Here is a 23,340-nt window from a genome sequence, read left to right on the forward strand (position 1 = left end):
ATCGAAGGTCGCGGTTTGAGATGGCAAAGCGGTCCGCACGCAGAGCCCGTTGCTCGAGGATGGCCATTGGAGAGGATATATCGATGCCGAGCCTGGCGCTGCGCGCAAGACGCATAGGGTGGCATTCGGCAACTGCGGCAATATCCGGACAGGCGGGCGTACGCGCATTGCGAGGCGAAGCGTTCAGGCCTGGCGTGATAGGTCCCACGGGTCCTGTGGCGATATCCCTCCGTTGCCACCAAGAAAAAGAAAGAACGCAATGACTACCTTGATTCCCGATCATGCTGGAGCCGGCTCCGAACAGGTGCCCGCGACGCGCACCCTGGTGGCGGCCGTCGTCGCCCTCTTTTTCATCTGGGGCGGGCTGACTAGTCTCAACGACATTCTGGTCCCCAAGCTTAAGGGGCTGTTCTCACTCTCTTATACAGAGGCTATGCTGACCCAGTTCGCCTTCTTCATGGCCTATTTCATCGTGTCGATTCCCGCGGGCGCGTTGATCGCGCGGATCGGATATCTCAAGGGTATCGTTACCGGCCTCGCGACCATGGCCATCGGTTGCCTGATGTTCGTCCCCGCTTCGTCGTCGGGCATCTTCGCCGCCTTTCTTGCAGCTTTGTTCGTTTTGGCCGCCGGGATTACGATCCTGCAGGTCGGCGCCAATCCGCTGATCGCCAATCTGGGCGATCCGGCGACATCGCACAGCCGCCTGACGCTGGCGCAGGCGTTCAATTCACTCGGCACCACCCTGTTTCCGCCGGTGGGCGCCCTCGTCATCCTCGGTTCGATCAGCAAGGTGGACCCCGCCACCCTGGCGCCAGCAGAACGCGCCGTTTTCCTGACCGAGGAGGCGGGCGTCATCGGCCACGCCTATATCGCGATTGCCGTGATACTCGCGGCCGTCGCGCTGTTCTTCTTTCTGCGACGCTCCGCGATCACCGGCGGACAGGGCGGGTCGGCAAGCCTGTCCGGTTCGTTCGCCCTGTTGCGGCGCGGGCGGCTGGCGGGTGGCGTGGCGGCGCTCTTCCTCTATGTCGGGGCGGAAGTCGCGATCGGGTCGATGCTCGTCAACTATCTCGCGCAGGAACGCGTCATGGGGCTGAGCGAACAGGTGGCTGGAACGATGATCGCGCTCTATTGGGGCGGCGCGATGGTCGGCCGCTTCATCGGCGCCATGCTGCTGCGACGCTTCAGGCCCGGTCTGGTGCTGGCGACGGTCTGTATTGGCGCGGTGCTGTTGATCGCCCTGTCGGCGATGGCCACGGGCGCGGTAGCGGGCTATGCGATCCTGGCCGTCGGCCTGATGAACGCCATCATGTTTCCGACGATCTTCAGCCTGGGGATCGAAGGTCTGGGCGAGCGGACGCCGCAGGGTTCGGGCCTGTTGTGCATGGCCATCGTCGGCGGCGCGATCATCCCCCTGCTGACCGGCGCGATCGCCGACGCCACCTCGCTCGCGATGGCGCTTGCCATTCCCGCAAGCTGCTACCTGCTGATCGCCATTTATGGCTGGTCGGCCCGCAATCCGGCCTGACGAAGGACTATCCATGCGCGTTTTGCTAACCCTGTCGTGCCTCCTCGCCTCGCAGCCGCTGATGGCGCAAAGCGCGCATGAGAATGCCGACGCAAAGGCCGCGCGGCTGGAAGCGCAGATGACCGATGCCGAACGGATCGGCCTGCTGTCCGGGATCATGCCGATTTCGTTTCCAGGCCTTGAAGTGAAGGTTCCGCAAGGCGTGCCTCCCACCGCCGGCTATGTTCCCGGTATCGCGCGCCTTGGCATTCCACCGCAGCTTTCGACCGACGCGAGCCTCGGGATCGCCAACCCTGGCCAGTTTCGGAAAGGCGACGTCGCGACGGCGATGCCGTCGGGCCTGCTGCTGGCTTCCTCTTTCGATCCGGCGCTTGCCGAACGGGTCGGCGCGACCGTCGGCGCCGAAGCGCGGGCCAAGGGCTTCAACATCCTCCTTGGCGGAGGCATGAACCTCGCGCGCGATCCGCGTAACGGTCGCAATTTCGAATATCTTGGCGAGGACCCGTTGCTCGCCGGCACACTCGCCGGTCAGGCCATTCGCGGCACCCAGTCGCAGGGCGTGGTATCGACCATCAAGCATTTCGCGCTCAACGGACAGGAAACGCTGCGTCATACAGCGGACTCAGTCATTGCGGAAAGCGCGCTGCGCGAAAGCGATCTGCTGGGTTTCAAGATCGGCATCGAGATCGGCCAGCCGGGCGCGGTCATGTGCGCCTATAATCTGGTCAATGGATCGAAATCCTGCGGCAGCGACCATCTGCTGAACCGCGTGCTCAAGGGCGACTGGAATTATAAGGGCTGGGTGATGTCGGACTGGGGCGCGGTCGACGACGTGTCCTACATCAAGGCCGGCCTCGATCAGCAGATGGGCTATCAACTCGACAAGCAGCATTGGTTCGGCCAGCCGCTTGCCGATCTCGTCGCCAGCGGCGATGTCCCCAAGGACCGCGTTTCCAATGCCGTGCGCCGTATCCTGCGCAGCCTGTTCGCGGTCGGCATCACCGGCACTTATGAACCCCAGCCGATCGACTATAAGGCGCATGCCCAGATTGCGCTCGATGCGGCGCGGGGCGGTATCGTCCTGCTCAGGAATGACGGCATATTGCCGCTCGCCGCGACGGCTCGCAATATATTGGTGGTTGGCGGGAATGCTGATTTCGGCGTGCTGTCGGGCGGGGGTTCCAGTCAGGTCACCCCGTCAAATGGCGCGCCACGCATCATAGAGCCGGGCAGCGACGGACCAACGGCCCTGTTCAGCCGACAGCTTTATATGGCCGGTTCTCCGCTTGCGGCGCTACGCAAGGCATTGCCCGCCGCCACTATCAGCTTCCAGAACGGCTATTCGCCCGAAGCGGCCGCCGCCTATGCCGCCAGGGCCGATATGGTCATCGCCTTTGCGACCAAGTGGGAAGGGGAGGGCATGGATTCCGGCTCGCTCGCGCTTCCGCAGGGTCAGGATCAGCTGATTTCGGCTCTGGCCGCCGCCAACCCCAATCTGGTGGTCGTGCTGGAAACGGGAAATCCGGTGACGATGCCCTGGCTCGAAAAGGCCAATGCCGTCGTTCAGGCTTGGTATCCCGGTCAGGAAGGCGGGCAGGCGATCGCCGATATCCTGACCGGCCAGGTCAATCCGTCGGGCCGCCTCCCGGTCACCTATCCGGCATCGATCGATCAATATCCCCGCGTCGCGCTGCCGGGGCTTGGCCTGCCTGACCGAACGCCGGTCAAGGTTGCTTATGACGAGGGCGCCGATGTCGGCTATCGCGGCTTTGCCAGGTCGGGGAAAACGCCGCTCTTCGCCTTTGGCCATGGCCTGAGCTACACCAGATTTTCCCACGGGCCGCTGTCGGCGCGCGCAGACGCGTCGGTCCGCCTGCGCTTCACGGTCCGCAATATGGGCGACCGCGCCGGGGCGGATGTGCCGCAGGTCTATCTGGTCGATCGCAACGGCGAAAAGCTCCAGCGTCTGGTCGGCTTTCAGAAAGTGGCGCTGAAACCTGGCGAGACCCGTAAGGTCACGCTGGATGTCGACAACCGCTTGCTGGCCGATTGGAAAGACGGCGGCTGGGTGATCGAGGGCGGCAATTACAGCTTCGCGCTCGGCGAAAGTGCGGCAAAACTGGATAAGCCCTTCATCGTGCGCGTGCCTGCAAAAACCTGGAAGGATTAAAGGCACAGCCAATCGGACGTTTCGGAGTTGCATGGCTTCCAATATGCCAATCCGAGTTGCTGGATCGGCATTCCGTCTACAGCGCGGACGCCGATATGATGATGGTCACCGGGCCGCTCTTCTACGACTGACAGGTTTCTCTTAAAGCCGACGCTTCAAGGTTATGGCCGGAATGACGGGTTTGTCCCAAGCCGCGCCATTTCACCGTGCCGTCCAACAAAGTGAATATATGACCGCTTCCGACGCCCCGATCTGGTGGCCTGAACGGCGGCTTTGGCGGCGGCAATTTCCATCCGGTCGCACTAGGAGAAGCCGACCAAGGCCGGTCATTCGGATCAGCCATCGCGAACGACTGCTCGCAACAGAAGCTGCCTATGAAACTCCGTTCCTGAGCGCCTATCTCCCCGAGAAAGCAGCTACAATGCCAAAGCGACTTGCGAGGCACTTCCCAACGTGCTCAGTTTCTCTTTATGTTCTCATGATCCAAAGGTGAATTCGGCCTCGGAGGAACTCGCCGTGCGTTTCAAGAATCTGGAGAAATATAGAACCGGGGGCGCCGGCAGCCGCATGCAGCTAAAGATCCCGCTTCCGAAGACGCCGGACGGCAGGGTCTACCGCTACTCACCCAATGAAACTGCGGAGCCACGCCATTTCGTCCTCGGCGACGTGAATCGTCCCGACTTGATCACGAAGGAGATGCGTGCTCGGATGAAGCTGGAGCCGGGGTCGCCCCAGACGGTGTGCCCATACAGCGGTGTCGTGGCGGAGGACGAGGAGTTCACCCATCCCGACGATCGGGAGGCGGCGCTTGAGATCGCGAAGCATGCGGCCCTCAGCGACATGGAGGACCAGATCTCGAAGTTGTTCGAGGGAATCGGTCGAAGTAGAAGCCGCAACAGCATGCTCAAGATCGAGGTGAAGACCTCGAAGAGCCATCGGCCGAGGCCAAGGTTTTATCGGACAGATTTACTTCGGGAGCTGGTTTGCGACCATTGCGGCCGTGATTATGGGGTCTATGCGATCGGCCTCTTCTGCCCCGACTGCGGGGCACCGAACCTCCATCTCCACTTCGCGCGCGAGGTCGATCTGGTCGATGCTCAAGTTCATTTCGCTGATGGCCTCGATGCAGAATTGGAAGAGCTCGCTTATCGGCTTCTCGGAAACGCCCACGAGGATGTTCTGACCGCGTTCGAAGCGACACTGAAGACCATCTATCTCTTCGGTTGGGCCGCAGCGCATCCGGACGAGCCCATGCCGCGTGTCTGCAACGACTTCCAGAACGTCGAGCGTGGGCAGAAGCGCTGCGCCGAACTCGGATTCGATCCCTATGCCGTGTTGGACGATGCCGAACTGGCAGCGATGAAGCTCAATATCCAGAAGCGCCACGTGATCGGGCACAACCTGGGTGTTATCGACGCCAAGTTCGCTCAGCTTTCCGACGAGGCGGGGATCGGCGAGACGGTTCATCTGGTCGGCGAAGACATTCGGACGTTCGCCAACACGGCCAAGAAGGTCATCGACGCGCTTGACGGTTGGCTTGGCGGTGTCGCGATCCCGCCTCGTGAGAGGACGGTGTCTCTAGATGCGGAGGGGGTGGTGGCTGGCTCGGAAAGCTCGAAGGCGGCCGAACTCGGTCTTACGGTGAACGCCTATCGGTTGGGGGTCTGGCTTGCCGCGAACTCGACACTTGGACTCGCCCGCCCGGTGGATCGCGACGGGGTGTTGTCGGCCTTCGAGGGTTTGTCTGATCGGGACTATCGCGACGCCGTCGCGGAGTTGGAGACCGATGGGTATGTCGGAGTGCGGACCCTGCTCAACGGACCTCCGCTGCTGAGCTATCGCGCAGAGCTGTTCAGCACCTTTGATCCGCTCGTAGAGGGAACTGATCCGACGCTCGACGCTGTCGAACTCGCTCGGATGACGCTGGAGCTTGATCAGAGCGTAGATGTGGCCGCCTTGCATGATAAGACTGGTTGGGAACTTCGGCGTTTCAATCCGGCGTTGAGCGTGATGCTGACGCACGTCGATGAGCGACGAGTGAGCGGCTCTGGCGACGGCAGGTATTCGACCCGAGCGTTCATCGTAGTTCCGACTGACCGCGTTCAGCTGCGGCGTTTCGTCGACCGCTATGCCAAGGCAATGAAGTGAACGCGATGCGCGTAGACGCCATCTTCGCGGGAGATCGCTGATGGACGCGGATTATGGCGACAACCCGATCAGCAAGCCTGAACAGGATATGTTCGGCATCGACGGCTTCGTGCAGTCGCTCGCACGCAGCGTTCAGACCATGCGCTCACCGAACGGCGTGGTCATTGCCCTCAACGGACCATGGGGATCGGGCAAGAGCAGCGCGATCAATCTCCTGAAGCACCATCTCGCCAACGCGTCAGCTGCAGGCGAGATCGAGGTGGTGGATTTCAATCCCTGGTGGTTCCGGGGAGAGGAGGCGCTGGTGCTCGCCTTCTTCCGCGAACTCTATTCAGCTACGAAGCCCAGTCTCGGTAACAAGGCTAAGAAGATCCTCCCCAAGCTCGGCGCGCGCCTGCTCAACGCGGGCGGGGCTGTTGCCCCGATCGCGGACGCCGCCGGTGCTGCCGGCGCCGGCGCCATTGCCTCGGGCGTAATGGGATGGCTGGGTGGCATGATCGAGGACGGTGAGAGCGTCGAGAAGCTGCACGCGGAATTGGGGGCAGCGCTGGCGAAGCAGCCCAAGCGGTTTGTCGTGATGATCGACGATATCGACCGTCTCGCGCCGGACGAGGCGCTCGCGATGTTTCGAATGGTGAAGTCCGTCGGACGACTGCCCAACGTGATCTACGTCCTGTCCTTCGATCGTGAACTCGCCGAGCGGGTGGTCGCCGAGCGCTTCCCGTCGGAGGGGCCACACTATCTCGAGAAGATCGTGCAGGTGGCCTTCGAGTTGCCCGCTCCGATCGCCTCCGACGTACACCGGATCCTTGTGGCGAACATAGACGTGATCGTCGGCGGGATCGGTGACAAGCGCCTGGTCCATGTGATGAACATGTTCCACGCTGCGGTCGCGCCCGAGATACGGACGCCGAGGGATGCCACCCGGTATACCAACGCGTTGAGCATCACCTGGCCCGCGGTGGAAGGCGAGGTCGATCTCGGCGATTTCTTAGCCATCGAGGCGATGCGCCTGTTCCAGCCCTCCATCTACCGGGCGATCCGCGACAATCAGTCACTGGTCTGCGAGGCAACCCGAGACCACTTCGAACGTAACGAGGGCACCGAGCGGCTCGATGCAATCCTGCTGCCGAATATTGAGAATCCGAAGCGCTATCGCGACGCGCTAGTCCGCCTCTTTCCACGGCTCGATTCGATCTGGGGCAACACGATCCATGGTGGTGGCGACCGGCACGACAAGGATCGCAGGATCGCATCTAGCAAGTATTTTCAGACCTACTTCCGCATGTCCATCGATCCGGACGCCATATCCAAGGAGGAATTGACCAAGGTGCTGGAGCATGCGTCCGACGAGGAACGGATCTCCACATTATTGAAGTCGGCCGTCACGCAGTCACGGCGCGATGGAACCACGCGAGCGATGGCATGGCTCGACGCTCTGATATCTCATGGCGATGAAATCCCGATCGCAGCTGCGGAGCCCTTCCTCCGCGCGGTGTTCTCAGCCGCGGCTGAAGTGAATGTCGATGCCGATCAGGCAAGGGGATGGTCCATCGGCAACAACCTTCTGCGCATTCGCTGGCTGCTGAACCGTGTGCTGATGGATCGGACATCGCTGGAGGAGCGATCACGGATCCTGCTCGCCGCCGTCAGGGATGCTCCGCTCGTCTGGCTTGGCAGCCTGACCGCATCGGCATGGGAACAACGACATCCCACAGAGGAGGGTAAGCAACCCAAGGAAGAGGACGCCTGCCTGCTGACTGACGCCGACACCAACGCAATACGCGATCTCTTCCTTCAGCGGATCACAATTGCGGCATCTGACGGGTCCCTGATCAGGATGCCGGACCTGCTTCGACCCTTGTATCTCTGGCGACACTTTCTCGATGATGACGCCTCTCTCAGGGAGTGGATGGCCAAACTGATCGAGGAGGACGAATCGCTAGTCATGCTTGCCCGCGAATTCACTTCCCACTCTTGGGGACAGAGTTCGGAGGATCTGGTTTCCGTGCGTTCCGACCGGGCATCCGTGTCAGGTCTAGACGCTTTCATGGATCCGGATAGGTTTCGCGCGAACCTTGTCGCGCTAAAACCGCGGCTTGAGCAGGATTCAGTGGAGGCTGAAACCGTTGGTCGATTCCTGAAGGCTTGGGAGTATCGAGACGAACATGGTGACTGGTAACGCTGGACGCGATCGTGCCGTTCAACGGCAAGATTGAATGGCCGGATAACGGCACAGGAACTCCAGCGTAAGCGGTGCCATGATCTCGCGCGCGGCTGTGGGGAAGGCATTGATGCGCAAGGTTCCAGAAGGCACTTCCCGCTGCGATCGCACAGTCTCCTTCGCCTCGTGAATGTCCTGCAACGCAGGGCCGAAGTGGTAGGGCAAGACCAAGTTCTCGCTCTCAAAGGAAGGTTTCCCCTCTCTTGCCGGCTCGGGCGCCACGCCTGAGGTAAGAGATCACGCCGCTCAGGAAGGGCTTTCATAGATTTCGGCATAGTCGGCTTTCACGCAGTTGATTCCGACCCCTTCAAGGAAAAAGATCTTGCCGGCCTCGGACGTGTCGTCGACCTCGGGGGTATAGACATAACAGGCGGGATGGGCGCGCTCTTGTTTCGGCCATCGGGGGCAGGCCGCTGATCCCGTGAGCGGACATTCTGACACGAGCTTCTGACATCTGTGGACCCTCAGGAAGCCATTCATTGTTCTGAGTGTCACAACCGACCGGGTTGCGACGCCAGCCCGACTCTTGTCTTTCGTGGACCTTACAAATGCCAGAATCCCGTGTCTGGGGCGGGGCAGACCGGCTCGCAGACGTTGCGGGAGTTGAACGGAGCCGAGCGAATGCGCTGCGGGCTGGGCGTGCCCAACTCAGTTCGAAATCGGCCGGCCGCGGCGTGGAAGTCGTGGCCCGAGTGTCCGATCCTCCGCCGCTGCCAGCGCATCGAAGTCTAGGATGAAGGAGATAGGTGTTTCGTTCAGCCAGATCTGCGCATCACCAAGGAGATCGACCAACCCGGCCTGCTCTGCCGCATATTCATCTAAGGGCCCGGCGGGCAATGCCACCTTGATGGCGTTCACGCCGGCCACCTGACCATTGACCACGAACCGATCGAACAATTCGCCAAACACGGCGCGTGCAATAATCAAGTAGCGGATGAGCGGCATGACCGAACTTCGAATCTCCTCATCGGAAACCGGCTTCGCGTCGATCGGCACGGTAACGAAGCAGGTCTTGTCCTCGGTGTTGAAAGCGACGCTGGTACACGGGATGTCGCGCTCGGCGCACTGCAGGAACAGGATCTTGCCCAGCAGGTCGAGGCGCTCCGCCTGAGGGATGGTCTCGATAGTCTGGAGGTCTTTCAGCTTGTCGCCAAGCGACGCGCCCAGCGCCAGCCTCTCCTCGCGTTTGAGCACATGATAAACAAATTGATCGGTTACGTCGCGCCCGCTGGCTAGGTCGACGCTATCGATCCCATAGATCTCGACGGCGGCATCGATCGACATAACCAGTTCGATAAGGGCGATGACGTGACTGTGCAGGTCATCATGACTCCATCGCCGTGATTCCACGATCGGCGCCAATCCGCGCTTGATATTGCGAAATAGGATCGAACCGGGCTCGTAAAGCACTCCTTCGCTGCCCGTATGGGACAGTGCATTGCGGACGATCGGATCATAGCCTTCGAGCAAATTCGCCGGTCCGCCCGATTGCCTGATCCGCGATTGCACCATCTCGGCCTTGCTGCGCTCCTGCGCGCCGAGATTGCTGGTTTCGATATCGACGAACGAGCCCTCAATGAAGGCATAGGTCGCGACGAGCAGCGTCATGTACGGGTCGAACACATCCGACACCAGCGGCCGGTAGACCTTGGTTGCGATGTGCGCGGCATCATCCGTGGAATAAGCTTCGATCTCATTGGTGCGAACAATGTCGTCGATGATGCGCATGACCTGGTCGTGCAGCCGCCGCTTGATACCGACCCAAGGGAAGAAGACCTTGGTGAGATAGGCTGCGCGACCGTGCTCGCAGGCCTCGTGCATGATCAGCAGCAAATATTCGACTGTCGCAAGCCGACGTGGCGGATCGTACGAAAAGGCGACCTTGCGCCACAGCGCCTTCTTGGTTTCCTCGTCGAGCCCCGTTTCATCGCGCACCAGCAAGAGGCTGTCCGGGTGGAGGCGTTCGAGGATCGATAGGATTTCGTTCGGCGTAATCGTGATCGGGTATTGCACCAGTTGGAACTCCCTATGCGGCCAAAATGAGGTTCGTTTCGGGAAAGCGCAAGAAACCAGGCGCGTATGCCGATAATCGATCCTAGCAGGGTGATGTCTTCACCTACTCGAACTGGCCGGCGGGTGCTGTAACGGGGGGAACTAAGTTTGCTTAGGCAGGCGGTTGCTTGATGGTGTAGCCAACTCAGTTATAGTGAGCAGGCGGCGTCAATAGAAAATAGCGATTGGCTCCGAAAGGGGGCTTAATTGATGGCGACTGCGCAGCCTAAATCTGCTTTCGAGACTGTTCTTGAGTGGTCGTCGAATAGGCCTGCGTGGCAGCGGGACGCGCTTCGCCGTATCGTCGCAAAAGGAAAGTTATCAGAAGACGACAAGGCGGAACTGGTTCAGCTCTGTTTAAAGGGCCAAGGCGCAGATGACATTGCCTTAGAAGCGGTACCGCTAACTGCCGCGCATATACCGGCAGCGGCAACGGCTGGTTCGGCGATCACCCTAACATCCATAGCCCAAGTGTCCGGGGTTAACCGTCTCGCGGTCGGTCAAACGCTTCCCTTTGCCCCGCTCGGCATCACCGTTGTTTATGGGGATAATGGTGTCGGCAAGTCGGGTTACGCCCGTATCCTCAAGCGTGCCTGTCGTGCGCGCTTCGTTGGCGATCTGCTTGCCAATGCCTTCGATCCCGCGGCCGCAGGCGTCGCATCAGCGGCGATTACCTATAGCGAGGGGACAACCCCGGCCGCGCCAATAGCATGGGTCAACGATGGCAAGCCGCACCCCGTACTGTCGGCGGTAAGCGTCTTCGACCGAGACTGCGCCACCGTCCATGTCCGTAACGAAAACGAGGTCGCTTTCCGCCCGTTCGGACTCGATGTGCCGGATGAGTTGGCCGCGGCGTGTCAGGCGGTGAAAGAGGCCTTGAACGCTGAGCAAACGCGGCTGAAGGGCGCGCAGGACGCAGTTTTTCTCCAACCCACCTTCAGCGCCGACACTCCTGTCGGCAAGGTCCTATCAAACCTGAAAGCCAACACGAAGCTGGCACCGCTCGAGGCGATGGCTCAGCTTTCGGAAGACGAAGAGGGTCGGCTCGCCCAGCTTAATGAGGACTTAGCGCGCGATCCCCTTCGCGCCGCGGCCGAGCAGCGCGCCGCCGCACAGGCCCTGCAGCGTTTTGCCGACGACTTGGCAGTCACGCTCGCCAAGACAGCAGATGAGCCGCTTTCAGGCTTACTGGCCCTAGCTGAGGACGCGCGCGATAAGCGTGCTGCCGCGAAGCTGGCAGCCCAAACCGCGTTCGGCGACGCCGTAATCCCAGGTGTAGGCGAAAACATCTGGCGCGCTCTTTGGGAAGCGGCGCGCCGCTACTCGGTCGAGGTGGCCTATCGTGGGCAGCCGTTTCCACCCAACACGGCCGACGCGCATTGCGTGCTGTGCCTACAGACGCTGCCAGAGGATGCGTTGGCCCGGATGGGCGCGTTCGAGCGCTTCGTGCAGGCTGATACAGAGAAGGTAGCCGGCGAAGCGGAGCGTGATTTTCAGACGGCGCTACGCGCACTTGAGGCCGCGCCGATCCGCATCGCCGCCTTTCCGCTGCGTCGTCAGCTTACGCTTAAATCGAAAGCAACGGGGGCAGCTGTGCTGCGCGCGCTCGCCGCAGCGCGACTGCGCCGGCGCATCGCGCTCGATAGCGTGCATGAGACCGGCACGGTTCACATGCCCGATGCCGCCCCCGATCCGGTGTCGGCGGTGCGCCAAGTGGTGAGTGATATGCAGCGCTACGCCGGCGAACTGACGGCCGCGGCCGATCCCACCGGTCGCAAGGTGCTGGAAGACGAACGTAATGCCCTTCACGACCGTAAGGCGCTCAACGTGCTTTTGCCAAAGGCGCGCTTGGAGATCGATCGCCTCGTGCAACTCGCTCGATTGTCGAAGTGTTTGACCGAGACAACCACCCATGCGGTCACCTCCTTGGGCAACGGCATCGCCGATCAGGTCATCACACCGCGCATGCGCGATCGCTTTCAAGAGGAAGTCCAAAAGCTGGCAGCTAGCCGCGTGCGGGTCGATATCGTCCGCTCCGGCGGGAAATATGGATCGCCGCAATATCAAGTGAAATTGTTCGCCAACGATCGGGCGAAGGTCCATTCCGTGCTGAGCGAGGGCGAGCAAACCTGCGTCGCCTTGGCCGTTTTCCTCGCCGAGCTGGCAACAGCCGGCCATGCGTCATGTCTGGTGTTCGACGATCCAGTGTCGTCCTTGGATCATCGTTGGCGCCGCAAGGTGGCCGAGCGCCTGATCGAAGAGGCCGCCGTTCGCCAGATCGTCGTGTTCACGCACGATCTGGTGTTTCTCAACGATCTACAAACCCTAGCGCGCCAGCGCCGCGTTCCGACCAAAGAGATTTCCCTGACACAGACTGCCGCCGGTGCCGGCGTGGTCCATGAAGGACTCCCTTGGGCAGGACAGAAAATTCCCGAACGTTTGGACAATCTTGAAAAGGATGCCCGTGCCGCGCGCCTACTGTACGAGGCCCACGACGATGACGGCTATGCCGCTGCTGTAGCCAATTTTTACAACCGTCTGCGAAGTACTTGGGAGCGTGCTCTTGAGGATCGAGCTTTTTGTAACGTCATCAACCGGCATCGCGACTACATCGACGCAAAGAACCTCAAGCGCGTGACTGTTCTTACCGAAGCCGATACGGCATCTTGGGCTGCAGGCTTCAAAATCTGCTGCGATATCACCGATGCCCATGATCCTTCACGAGGACGCAATGCATCACCTCCGCCGCCCGACGATCTGCTGAAACACGTTGGGGAACTGAAGGATTGGGCAGAAAACTTGCGGATTCGCCAGGCAGCAATTGCCTAATCCGGCGCTCCGGACAGAGCATCTGCTGAAACTGTGTCAAAACCGAGCGGTTTTGACACGCTCCCGGATAGCCGCTTTTCACCTCTGCCGACTCAAAGCTGCCCGTGAGCAAGCGGCCCGCGCTGTGGTTCTGCGCTGAAGATCGGCCGATCGCGGATGTCGGCTTCCATGACAAAACCGGCCATTCGACGCACTCCTCACGAACGGCAGGAAAGTCCCTGCCTCAGTCGTTCATACTCCGCCTTCCCGATGAATGGACTGCGGACAAGGGGTTTCGAACGGTTTGATCATTAAGCCATAGCCTTGCAACGATTGCGCTTGCCAAACAACAGCGAATGCCGAAAGAATCTTGGCAATGCGCACTGATATCGACCATCTTCCTGCGGCCAAGCAGCGCGAGCTTGAGCGCATCGTCGAGGTCATTTTCGAAGAATTTCGTGACGCGATCGGGAATGCCACCGGGCCTCGCAAGGGCGCGCGCATCCTCAAGATCGTGCTGTTTGGGAGCCACGCGCGGGGCGACTGGGTCGATGCGCCACTGTCGGCAAACCAGTACAAGTCCGACTACGATATCTTCATCATCGTCAGCCAGAAGGAACTGACCGACCGGGCGGCATACTGGGCCAAGGCCGAAGAGCGGCTGATCCGGGCCTACACGATCGAGAAGACGCTGCGCACGCCGGTCAATTTCATCGTCCATTCGCTGCACGAGGTGAATGACGGCCTCGCCCATGGCCGCGTCTTCTTTATGGAAGTCGCCAAGGACGGGATTGCGCTCTACGAGACGGACGGTAGCGAACTGGCGACGCCCAAGCCAAAGACACCCCAGCAGGCGCTGACGACGGCGAGAGAGTATTTCGAAGAGCATGTCGCCAGCGCGGCAGAGCAACTCGAGATCTATAAATTTTGTATGGAGCGACGCAGCTGGAAAAAGGCCGCTTTCAATCTGCATCAAGCTGTTGAAGGTCTATATCAGGGCCTGCTCCTCACCCTGACCTTCTACGCGCCCCACAACCACAACATCGCCTTCCTGCGGTCGCTGGCCGAAGGGCTGGATCGCCGCCTCTACGGCATCTGGCCAGAAGCCACACGTCGCGAACGCGCCATGTTCCAGAAGCTGAAAGAGGCTTACACCAAGGCCCGCTATTCCCGGCACTACCGGATCAGCACGGAAGAACTGGCATGGCTCGGTGAACGGGTCGAGGAACTTGGCCGCGTCGTCCATCAGGTCTGCTCGGAACGGATCGCGGAACTGGAGGCCGCCGCCGGGAAATAGCGATTCCGCCCGCCGTCTTGTCCGGCCCCCTCCTTTCTGGCATATTCGACGGCACGGGATGGAAGGACTGGCGGCCATCTCGAGGATAATCCTGCCAGGCATCATGTAGGTCCGGCCGCCAAGGTCGGGCAGTTGCTGCAAGCCGCGATGGCGGCGCACAGTGGACACCGCTTGCACTATCCGCGCCCGAATGCGCGGATCGCCGGTGTGCGAGCTGCAAATGACACCCCCTACCGACGTTTACGCGCGCGAAGTGGTGATGGCGCGCGTCAACCATTTGGTCCGGCGCAAACAGAACGAGATCGAACGCATCGCGCGGATCATCCGCGCCTGTTTCGAGCCCGAACGAGTTCAGGCACCCCAGCCGGGGAAGATCAGGCGAATCATCCTTATCGGTCCCTATGCGCGCCGATCATGGTACGAAGATCGGCATACGATCCAGTTCTCGGACTATGAATTCTGGATCGTCGTCAACCATCCTGTCTTCAAGGATGAGCGCTGCTGGCAGCGGGCGCGCGATGTCATCGACAGCGAACTGTGCAATCGTTGCGCGGTCGATATCGATGTATTCTCCAAGGCCGACATCCGCATCGCCAGGATCGAGCGCGACACCTTCATCCTCGATCGCATCGAGGCGGGCATCACGCTCTACCGCGCCTCGCGCGACGCGCCCCTGAATGAACGCGAACGTCGGGAGGCAAGGCAATGACCCCCTCCCGTTCCCCGGCTGCCTTCGAGGCACTTTACCGGGCAGAATATGCGCGGGTCCTGCGTTTCTTCCGAAAGCGGGTGGGAGGGGACGATGCCCCCGACCTCGCGCAGGAGGTGTTCGTGAAGCTGTTTGCTGCGGGCGTTGTCGAACACATCGAGAATCCGCCAGCCTATCTCACCCGATGCGCGCGCAACCTTCTTATCAGCCACGCGCGTCGCAGGGCGTCGGCACACATCGTCACCTGTCCCATCGACGAAGGCCGGGATGCACCGGCGCCTCCCGAGCAGCCCTGGAGAATCGAGGAGGGAGACATCCGGAGGGTCTATCGACGGACACTGCTGGCCATGCCACGCAAGACCCGCCGCATCTTCCTCATGCACCGCCTGAAATGCATGACCTATGCGGAGATCTCCGCGCAGGTCGGCATCGGCTACAGTGGCGTCGAATATCATATGACGCGCGCCCTGGCACGGTGCCGCAGGACGGCTTCTGTGCATCGATTGTAGAATGGCTTCCTAAGCTCACGATTGAGCGCCGCCAGCGGCGCACCCTTTCCACAGTTCCGGAGGGAGAAAGAGGCTCTGCCTCTCTCTCCCTGCAAGGTGCCGCTTTGAGGCCGTGGCTCGCTTCGCTGCGCCCGCGCCACCCCCGGCACCGGACCTTGCCCCCACTCTCTCCGCCCCTCGCCGCCCCTGGCTGAAACCGTGGAGCGGCGGCGACATCGCCAAGTCCGGTCAGGCTCGCCCCTTGCGCGCCACCGGCCAGCCCTACCGTGGCATCAACGTTCTTCTTTTGTGGATAGAGGCGCAGGCATCCGGTTTCGTCAGCCCGTCATGGATGACCTACAAGCAGGCGCAAGCCTTGGGCGCGCAGGTGCGCAAAGGGGAGCATGGCGCAACCGTGGTCTATTATGGCGACAGCACCAAGACCGTGCATGACGATGCCAGTGGGGAGGATCGGGAACAGGGCTTCCGTTTTCTGAAGACCTATACCGTGTTCAACGTGGCGCAGATCGACGGCTTGCCCGAACGATTCCATATCATACCGGAGCCCGCGCCGGAGATGGAGCGCATCGAAGCCGCCGAGACATTCTTTGCCAGCATCCCCGCAACCGTGAACCATGGCGGCGACAAGGCCTATTACATCCCATCAGCCGACCGCATCCAGCTTCCACCTTTCGTCGCCTTCCATGATGCCCACGGCTATTTCGCCACGAGGGGGCATGAAACTGTCCATTGGACTCGGCACAAGAGCCGCCTTGATCGCTCATTCGGGCGCGAGAAGTGGGGAGATGAAGGGTATGCACGGGAGGAGTTAGTAGCGGAATTAGGCGCTGCCTTCCTGGCCGCCGATCTTGGGCTTTGTATCGAGCCGCGCCCCGATCATGCCAGCTACATCGCAAGCTGGATCAAGGTGCTGCAAAACGACACCCGCGCCATCGTGCAAGCCGCCGCCCATGCCGAACGCGCCGTTGCCTATCTGCACCAACTGGCGCCCACAAAAGCGATCGAGAAAGCGGCGTAGATTATTTTGATGAGGCCGCCCCAAGAAGGGGCGGCCCCTTCGCTTGTCCCATTCACCAACCCCATGCGCGGGCCGCTCCCTTCGATCGCGGCTAATTGGTTTCAGGCAGCAAGCGTTGATATCGAAGCCCGCTTTCCACCCGCACGCGGCGCGACGGAAATCTTCACCCGAACGTCCCGGTTGAGCCGGTCGAGGATCCGTAACAGCCGGTCGATGGTGAATCGCTCCAGTTTGACTTGGCGGATACGCGAAAAATCGGCGGCCGATATGCCGGTGCGCGCTTCGGCATCCCGAACCGTCAGCCGCTCGGCATCGAGCGTTTTGACGATTTCAGCGGCAAGGATCGCACGAAACTGCCGAATGCTGGCATCGGGCTGATCGAAGTCGGCAAAGACATTGCCCGAACCGCGAATCAGTTCGAAATCGTCATCATGGTCAGCCATCGAGCATCTCCTTCAGCCGCTTGATCCGCTCGCGCACGAGATCGATCTCGTGGCGCGGCGTCGCAATTCCCTTGGTCGATTTCTTCTGGAAGGCATGAACCACCCAAATGTCGTCGCCCATTTGTAGCGCATAGACGACCCGAAAGGCGTCGCCGCGCTCTTTGATCGCCAATTCCCACACACCGGCACCCAGACCGGCAAGCGGCTTGGCAATGTCCGGCGTTCCGCCATCGGCGACCACGGTCAGGGCATCCAATGCCCGATCCATGGCACGCGCAGGGAACGCCTCAAAATCTCTTCGCGCCGCCTTGATCCAAGAGACAGTGCGGAGCGTGTTACGTGATTTCGCCATATGTAGTCAAATCTGCCAACAAGGTCAATCCGCGTGCAGCATCATGCCGCCGCTGCAAATGGCGAGGTGCTGACCAGCACTTCCACGGCTTTCAGCTTATGTTCGGGCGCGAGATGGGCATAGCGCAGCGTCATCGCATAATCGCTATGCCCAAGCAGTTCGCGCACGGTGTTGAGATCGACCCCGCCCATTACCAGCCGCGAGGCGAAATGGTGGCGCATGTCGTGCCAGCGGAAGGCGGTGATGCCCGCATCCTTGAGCAAATGCCGCCACGAGAAATTGACGCGATCAAACCGCTGGCCCGCGTCGTTGACAAAAACCAGCCCGTCGGTGCTTTCCACTTGCGCGCGCCAGCCCTGCAAAACGAACATGGCCTCGCGATTGAGCGGAATATGGCGCGTTCGCCGCGATTTCGCGGTCGCACCCGTCACGGTCAGAATACGCCGGTCGAGATCGACATTAGCCCAGGTGAGATCGAAAAGTTCGCCGCGACGGCAGCCCGTGTTGATCGAGAGCAGAATCAGCGGCTTCACATGGTCGGTAAAGGCCAGCTGCCGCAGGCTCGGCAGCAATTCATACCCGCGTTCGCTCCGCCAACGGTTAGCCGAATCGCGCTCAGCGCAGCGGCGCTCTTCGCGAGCATCGAGCGCCGCTCGCAAGCGGGCCTCTTCGTCGTAGGAGAGATAGCGAACTTTGGGGCAATTGTCGGTGCGCGATTTCTTGACCTTGGCGAGTGGATTGGTCCCAAGCAATTCCCATTCCACCGCGCGGTTGAACGCGGCCTTGATTGAGGAAACATCCCGGTTGATGGTTTCGAGGCTCAACCCGCGTTCGACCTCGCCTCCACGCCAGCGTTCGACATCCAGAGCGGTGATTGCATCAAGGCGCTTGTCCAGCAGGACCTTGAACGCGGTCGCAAGCCGGTTGAGGTTTTGCTTATGCGCTTTTTGATTGGCCCTGGCCCAAAGCCCATAGTCGCCATCGAGAAAAGCGCGGAAGGTCGGCACCTCCCGCTTGGGCTTACGAGCTTCGATAGGATCAATGCCGCGATAGACTTCAGAGAGTATGACGCGGGCGCTTTCGCGGGCCTCGGACAAACCCACCGCATCGGCCCTGCCCAGCCACACCCGCTTGCCCCGCGCATATTCGCAATAGAATGACTTCACACCGGCGGGCGTTACGCGCAGGATCAAGCCTTTCAGCCGGGCATCCCTATAATCTTTGACCTTAACCGATATGGGAAACTTATCGACCATGGATTGTGTCAAAGCAGTTCGCATTATTCCGGCCTCGCCTGCCAAAAATTAAATCCCGAATCGTATCGTTCTGGTGGTGCACTGGTGGTGCAACTTGTTGCAACAGAGCGGAACATAACGGGACAATCTGCACCACCAGAGATGTCAGCAGACTGGCAGAAAAGACCCCATTTTTCAAGGTTTATCGTTTAATTTCGGAGCATTAGGAACCATCAAAAAGGCGGGCTGGGGGTGTGGGGGTCGGAGGTTCGAATCCTCTCGTCCCGACCAAGATTTTCGGAAAAGCGGCCGTCCGGGGGACGGACGCCCGAAAGTCTCCCAAGCGCAAGCGCGGGAGGCCATCAAGCATTTCCAATAATGACGTGAGTCGGCCGTAAAGCCGGCCGCTTTGTCGTGCCTGCAGGCGCACAGACACCTGCGCGCACCGCGCACCGCATATTTCTCGCTGTCCTACAACAAACCATATGGGATAAATGATTCGCCTCTTTCCTGACTGGAGGCGAATATGGACATTCACGACCTGATCGACGAGGTCATCGCCCGCGAAGGCGGCTACAGCAATCACCCTGCCGATCGCGGCGGCCCGACCAACATGGGCATCACCTTGGGCGTGGCGCGCGCCAATGGCTATGCCGGCGAGATGCAGGCGATGCCGCGTGCCATGGCGGAGGGCATCTACCGCCGCCTCTATTGGGACCGGCCCGGCTACGCCTTCGTCGCGGAGATGAGCTGGCCGATCGCGGCGGAACTGTTCGACACCGGCGTCAATATGGGCGTCGCGACCGCGACCGGCTTCCTCCAGCGCGCGCTCAACGCGCTCAACCGCAACCAGCAGGACTATCCCGATATCAAGGTGGACCGGGCGATCGGCGCGCGGACGCTGGCCGCCTTGCGCGCGTTCCGCACCTTGCGCGGCGCGTCCGGCGACAAGGTCCTGCTCAAGGCGATGGAGGCGTTGCAGGGCGAACGCTATGTCGCCTTGGCGGAGCAGCGCCCAGCCAACGAAGCCTTTCTCTACGGCTGGCTCGCCAACCGGATCGGTTAAGGGAGGGGATAATGCAGCAGGACACCGACCCCGACTCGACCGATCCCTGGGCAAGGCGCGCGCGGCCCGCCTTTCTTTACGTCATGTATGCGCTGCTGCTCTGGTCGGTGCCAATGGGGCTGGTCGCGGGCATCCATCCGGCCACGGCGGCGGCGATCATCGCGGGGATGCGCGCCTATCTGGGCGCGCTCCCCGAACCGCTCTACGCGCTCTTCGGCACCGGTTATCTGGGCTATACCGCCGCGCGCGCCTGGGGCAAGGCGAAGGGGCTGGAACGCTAACGGAGAAGGGCGCGGCCTTGAGAAGCGAGGCCGCCGCCCCGCCCTATCATACAAGCATGAGAGGGGCCGCCGGGTCAAAGCCCGACGGCCCATCATGTGCATGGTCAGCGGCCGGAAGCACCGCCCAAGGAAAACGGATTGTCGCGCTATCGTCCGCCCGGAGACACGGCCTGTCTATTGGCGCTCACAGTCTCTGGTGAAGGGATCGACGCTAAGGCGTCGCTCAGCGGCGCGTTTCCCGAATGGACTGAACCGACCCCAATGCTGAACCATGAGACATCGGATCACCTCCTTTCGCTAGTTGAAGCCCGCGTGACCGGCTTCGAGTGTACCCTCTGATCGGCCACGAGACGGACTGTGAATCAGACGAGAGACATGATCAAGACTTGTAATTTTCTTTTTTCGAATCATAATTTCGCGTCCTGCTTCGGCGCCGATCACGCCAAGCGGTTCAACCCCGGCAATCCTCGATGACGCGCGATATTTCGGCCCAAGCCGGGACGATCAACGGCGGCTGCCCGGCCGCCTCCACCGCGATCTTGCCGCGGCTATAGGCAAGCTGGTCGAGGCCGGTATCAGATGCAGCGCGAAAAGCGACCAGATGCGGCACCGCGCCACCGGACGCCGTCGCCGGCCAGCTCGCTGCGCCATAGCTGGTCCGCACGATCAGCGCGCCCTGGCCACCCCCGGCCCCAACCGCCGCCCGCGCCAGGCTGACCCGGCGGCTGGCGCGGTCGCAGCGCAGCGTCAGTTGCGCGTCCGCTATGCTCGAACCGAATGTCGCGGACGCCCCCGCCGCTTCGGCGCGATATGTCCAGTTGCCCGGCGCGACCGGCCGATATTGCCATTCCGTTGCGACCGGCGCGGGCTGCGCCTGGGGCGCAGGCGTCGGCGCAGGCCGGACGGGTCGCCCCGCCACGGGCGCTGGCGCAGGGCGCGCCACCGGCCGGTCGGCGCCGGGGCCGACGCAGGAGCCAAGCAGGATCAGAAAGGGCGCGAGCGCGGCGAAGGATGGGATGAGACGCATAGCCTTCCATGCCGGACGCTTGCCGGACGCTCAACCCGAAAAGGGTCGAGCCGCCGAACCGCTGCGTCCGGCCGCATGGCAATTGACTATTTTCCGCCGAATCGCTAATGGCCCCCTTCCCCTGAACGTGGCGAGCGGCGGTGCTTTTGGCACTGGCCGTCTTTTTTGCGTCCCGGGGTTATGTAATTGGCCGTTTTTCCTCGCCAGGGAAAACCGGCTCGGACGCTTTGAGATAGGGACGACTCCGGTCGGCCCTGTGGAGCAGGAGACACTATTACCATGGCACGTATTGCGGGTGTTAACATCCCGACCAACAAGCGCGTGATCATCGCGCTGACCTACATTCACGGCATCGGTCGCAAGACCGCCGTCGACATCGCCGACAAGCTGGGCATCGATCACAGCCGCCGCGTGCAGGACCTGTCCGACGCCGAAGTGCTGCAGATTCGTGAAACCATCGACGCCGACCTGTCTGTCGAGGGCGACCTGCGTCGCGAAACCGCGATGAACATCAAGCGCCTGATGGATCTGGCCTGCTATCGCGGCCTGCGTCATCGCAAGGGCCTGCCGGTCCGCGGCCAGCGCACGCACACCAATGCGCGCACCCGCAAGGGCAAGGCGAAGCCGATCGCTGGCAAGAAGAAGTAAGTAAGGCGCCGGGAAAACGGTCCGGGGGACTGTTTTCAGCCTTACTCCGCCGGAGGCAGCCATCGACAAGGCGCGGCCTAGGCCTAGCAGATTTTGTAGGAAGAACTCAAAATGGCACGCGAACCCCAGCGCATTAAGCGCCGCGAACGCAAGAACATCTCGGCCGGCGTGGCCCACGTCAACGCCAGCTTCAACAACACCATGGTGACCATCACCGACGCCCAGGGCAACGCGATTTCGTGGTCCTCGGCCGGCATGATGGGCTTCAAGGGCAGCCGCAAGTCGACCCCGTACGCCGCCCAGGTGTGCGCCGAAGACGCTGGCCGCAAGGCCGCCGAACATGGCGTCCGCACGCTCGAAGTCGAAGTGAAGGGCCCCGGTTCGGGCCGTGAATCGGCTCTGCGCGCGCTGCAGGCCGTCGGCTTCCACATCACCTCCATCCGCGACGTGACGCCGATCCCGCACAATGGCGTGCGTCCGTCCAAGCGTCGCCGCGTCTAACAGCGGCTGAGCGATATGCGGGCGGCGGACGCGCCGCCCGTTACCCGTCTACATCGGCCGCAACGTCCTGTCGGGTCCAGGATGATAAGCGTTTCGGCCACATCCCCAGGGGAATTACATGACTGTCAACATGAAGAACTGGCAGGAATTGAAGAAGCCCAACGCCCTCGAAATCAAGCCGACCAGCGACGGCAAGCGCAAGGCGACCTTCGTCGCCGAACCGCTTGAGCGCGGTTTCGGCCTGACGCTCGGCAATGCGTTGCGGCGGGTTCTTCTTTCCTCGCTCCAGGGCGCGGCGGTCACCTCGATCAAGATCGAGAACGTCCTGCATGAATTCTCGTCGCTGGCCGGCGTGCGCGAGGACGTGACCGACATCGTCCTCAACATCAAGCAGGTCGCGCTCCGCATGGAAGGCGAAGGCCCCAAGCGGCTGCAGCTTTCCGCCACCGGCCCGGCCGTGGTGAAGGCGGGCGACATCAGCGTCGTGGGCGACATCGAAGTGATGAACCCCGATCTGGTCATCTGCCATCTGGACCAGGGCGCGACGCTCAACATGGAACTGACCGCGGATGTCGGCAAGGGCTATGTCCCCGCCGTCGCCAACCGCCCGGCGGACGCACCGATCGGCCTCATTCCGATCGATGCGCTCTACTCGCCGGTCCGTCAGGTCGCCTACAAGGTGGACAACACCCGCGTCGGCCAGGAACTGGACTATGACAAGCTGTCGCTGACCGTCGAGACCGACGGCACCGTCACGCCGGAAGACGCGGTGGCCTATGCCGCCCGTATCCTGCAGGACCAGCTCCAGCTGTTCGTCCACTTCGAAGACGCGCTGCCCGCCGCCGCCCCTGCTGCGGGTCACACCGCCGCTGCGGCTTCGGAAGGCGAAAGCGACACCAACCAGATCAACCGCTATCTTCTCAAGAAAGTGGACGAACTGGAACTGTCGGTCCGCTCGGCCAACTGCCTCAAGAACGACAACATCATCTATATCGGCGATCTGGTCCAGAAGACCGAAGCCGAGATGCTTCGCACCCCCAATTTCGGCCGCAAGTCGCTGAACGAAATCAAGGAAGTGCTGTCGTCCATGGGCCTGCGCCTGGGCATGGACATCCCCGGCTGGCCGCCGGAAAATATCGAGGAAATGGCCAAGAAGCTCGAACAGGAGCTGCTGGGTTAAAGCCAGACTGCCGTTCGTTTCGAGCGAAGTCGAGAAACGGGAAGCTCGCGCAAGACGCTTCTCGCCACGCTCGAAGCGAACGGATGCTGGTTTATCGGGGTTTTGGGCGGCGCCCCTTATTCGCCGCCTGGTCTGGGATAC

General features: G+C 61.5%; 19 protein-coding genes and 1 pseudogene. 14 read left to right on the forward strand and 6 right to left on the reverse strand.

What is annotated here, in order from left to right:
- The first annotated feature begins 259 nt into the window (after positions 1-259).
- The 4 genes from K9B33_RS08490 (at position 260) to K9B33_RS08505 (ending at position 8,031) form a co-directional block, all read left to right on the forward strand.
- Positions 260-1,531, forward strand: coding sequence for a sugar MFS transporter (locus K9B33_RS08490; RefSeq protein ID WP_224548078.1), 1,272 nt, complete (start codon positions 260-262; stop codon positions 1,529-1,531).
- Positions 1,532-1,544: 13 nt separating this feature from the next.
- A complete protein-coding gene (locus K9B33_RS08495; protein WP_224548079.1) occupies positions 1,545-3,701 on the forward strand; it encodes a beta-glucosidase family protein in 2,157 nt (718 codons plus the stop codon).
- Between the two features lie 516 nt (positions 3,702-4,217).
- Positions 4,218-5,849, forward strand: coding sequence for a hypothetical protein (locus K9B33_RS08500; RefSeq protein ID WP_224548080.1), 1,632 nt, complete (start codon positions 4,218-4,220; stop codon positions 5,847-5,849).
- A 40-nt stretch (positions 5,850-5,889) separates the two neighbouring features.
- Positions 5,890-8,031: a P-loop NTPase fold protein gene (locus K9B33_RS08505; protein ID WP_224548081.1), complete on the forward strand. Its 2,142-nt coding sequence runs from the start codon at positions 5,890-5,892 to the stop codon at positions 8,029-8,031.
- A gap of 36 nt (positions 8,032-8,067) precedes the next feature.
- Here K9B33_RS08505 and K9B33_RS08510 read toward each other — a convergent pair.
- Positions 8,068-8,220, reverse strand: a pseudogene (locus K9B33_RS08510) (LysR family transcriptional regulator); the annotation flags it as partial.
- Between the two features lie 501 nt (positions 8,221-8,721).
- Positions 8,722-10,086, reverse strand: coding sequence for a hypothetical protein (locus K9B33_RS08515; RefSeq protein ID WP_224548082.1), 1,365 nt, complete (start codon positions 10,084-10,086; stop codon positions 8,722-8,724).
- A gap of 249 nt (positions 10,087-10,335) precedes the next feature.
- Here K9B33_RS08515 and K9B33_RS08520 point away from each other — a divergent pair, with 249 nt between their 5' ends.
- The 5 genes from K9B33_RS08520 to K9B33_RS23145 all read left to right on the forward strand — a co-directional run bounded on the left by K9B33_RS08520 (position 10,336) and on the right by K9B33_RS23145 (position 16,466).
- Entirely contained in the window at positions 10,336-12,954 is a 2,619-nt protein-coding gene (locus K9B33_RS08520; protein ID WP_224548084.1) for an AAA family ATPase, read from the forward strand.
- A gap of 355 nt (positions 12,955-13,309) precedes the next feature.
- Positions 13,310-14,230: a HEPN domain-containing protein gene (locus K9B33_RS08525; protein ID WP_224548086.1), complete on the forward strand. Its 921-nt coding sequence runs from the start codon at positions 13,310-13,312 to the stop codon at positions 14,228-14,230.
- Positions 14,231-14,450: 220 nt separating this feature from the next.
- A complete protein-coding gene (locus K9B33_RS08530; RefSeq protein WP_224548088.1) occupies positions 14,451-14,939 on the forward strand; it encodes a hypothetical protein in 489 nt (162 codons plus the stop codon).
- Positions 14,936-15,448, forward strand: coding sequence for a sigma-70 family RNA polymerase sigma factor (locus tag K9B33_RS08535; protein ID WP_224548090.1), 513 nt, complete (start codon positions 14,936-14,938; stop codon positions 15,446-15,448). The genes K9B33_RS08530 and K9B33_RS08535 overlap by 4 nt, the downstream gene beginning before the upstream one ends.
- A gap of 112 nt (positions 15,449-15,560) precedes the next feature.
- Positions 15,561-16,466, forward strand: coding sequence for an ArdC family protein (locus tag K9B33_RS23145; RefSeq protein WP_224548091.1), 906 nt, complete (start codon positions 15,561-15,563; stop codon positions 16,464-16,466).
- 101 nt (positions 16,467-16,567) lie between these two features.
- Here K9B33_RS23145 and K9B33_RS08545 read toward each other — a convergent pair whose 3' ends face one another.
- From K9B33_RS08545 to K9B33_RS08555, 3 genes are read right to left on the reverse strand one after another with little or no spacing between them, the layout of a single operon-like run.
- Positions 16,568-16,909: a helix-turn-helix domain-containing protein gene (locus tag K9B33_RS08545; RefSeq protein ID WP_224548092.1), complete on the reverse strand. Its 342-nt coding sequence runs from the start codon at positions 16,907-16,909 to the stop codon at positions 16,568-16,570.
- On the reverse strand, positions 16,902-17,261 hold the full coding sequence (locus K9B33_RS08550) for a type II toxin-antitoxin system RelE/ParE family toxin (RefSeq protein WP_224548093.1): 360 nt from the start codon (positions 17,259-17,261) through the stop codon (positions 16,902-16,904). Before K9B33_RS08550 ends, K9B33_RS08545 begins: the two co-directional genes overlap by 8 nt.
- 41 nt (positions 17,262-17,302) lie before the next feature.
- Complete coding sequence (locus tag K9B33_RS08555; protein WP_224548094.1) at positions 17,303-18,562, reverse strand: tyrosine-type recombinase/integrase; 1,260 nt, start codon at positions 18,560-18,562, stop codon at positions 17,303-17,305.
- A gap of 460 nt (positions 18,563-19,022) precedes the next feature.
- On the opposite strand from K9B33_RS08555, the gene K9B33_RS08560 reads away from it, so the two are divergent.
- Both K9B33_RS08560 and K9B33_RS08565 read left to right on the forward strand, forming a co-directional pair.
- Positions 19,023-19,562, forward strand: coding sequence for a glycoside hydrolase family 108 protein (locus K9B33_RS08560; protein ID WP_224548095.1), 540 nt, complete (start codon positions 19,023-19,025; stop codon positions 19,560-19,562).
- Between the two features lie 11 nt (positions 19,563-19,573).
- A complete protein-coding gene (locus K9B33_RS08565) occupies positions 19,574-19,843 on the forward strand; it encodes a 3TM-type holin (RefSeq protein WP_224548096.1) in 270 nt (89 codons plus the stop codon).
- 451 nt (positions 19,844-20,294) lie between these two features.
- On the opposite strand, the gene K9B33_RS08570 is transcribed toward K9B33_RS08565, so the two are convergent.
- On the reverse strand, positions 20,295-20,870 hold the full coding sequence (locus tag K9B33_RS08570) for a hypothetical protein (protein ID WP_224548097.1): 576 nt from the start codon (positions 20,868-20,870) through the stop codon (positions 20,295-20,297).
- A 279-nt stretch (positions 20,871-21,149) separates the two neighbouring features.
- Here K9B33_RS08570 and rpsM point away from each other — a divergent pair, with 279 nt between their 5' ends.
- From rpsM to K9B33_RS08585, 3 genes are all read left to right on the forward strand, one after another.
- On the forward strand, positions 21,150-21,518 hold the full coding sequence (gene rpsM, locus K9B33_RS08575; RefSeq protein WP_066606530.1) for a 30S ribosomal protein S13: 369 nt from the start codon (positions 21,150-21,152) through the stop codon (positions 21,516-21,518).
- Positions 21,519-21,629: 111 nt separating this feature from the next.
- Positions 21,630-22,019 carry a 30S ribosomal protein S11 gene (gene rpsK, locus K9B33_RS08580; protein ID WP_004208752.1) on the forward strand — a complete coding sequence of 130 codons (390 nt, stop codon included), beginning with the start codon at positions 21,630-21,632 and terminating at the stop codon, positions 22,017-22,019.
- 118 nt (positions 22,020-22,137) lie between these two features.
- Positions 22,138-23,199: a DNA-directed RNA polymerase subunit alpha gene (locus K9B33_RS08585; protein ID WP_224548098.1), complete on the forward strand. Its 1,062-nt coding sequence runs from the start codon at positions 22,138-22,140 to the stop codon at positions 23,197-23,199.
- The last annotated feature ends 141 nt before the right edge of the window (positions 23,200-23,340 follow it).

It is taken from the genome of Sphingobium sp. 3R8 (genome assembly GCF_020166615.1).
GTDB lineage: Bacteria > Pseudomonadota > Alphaproteobacteria > Sphingomonadales > Sphingomonadaceae > Sphingobium > Sphingobium bisphenolicum.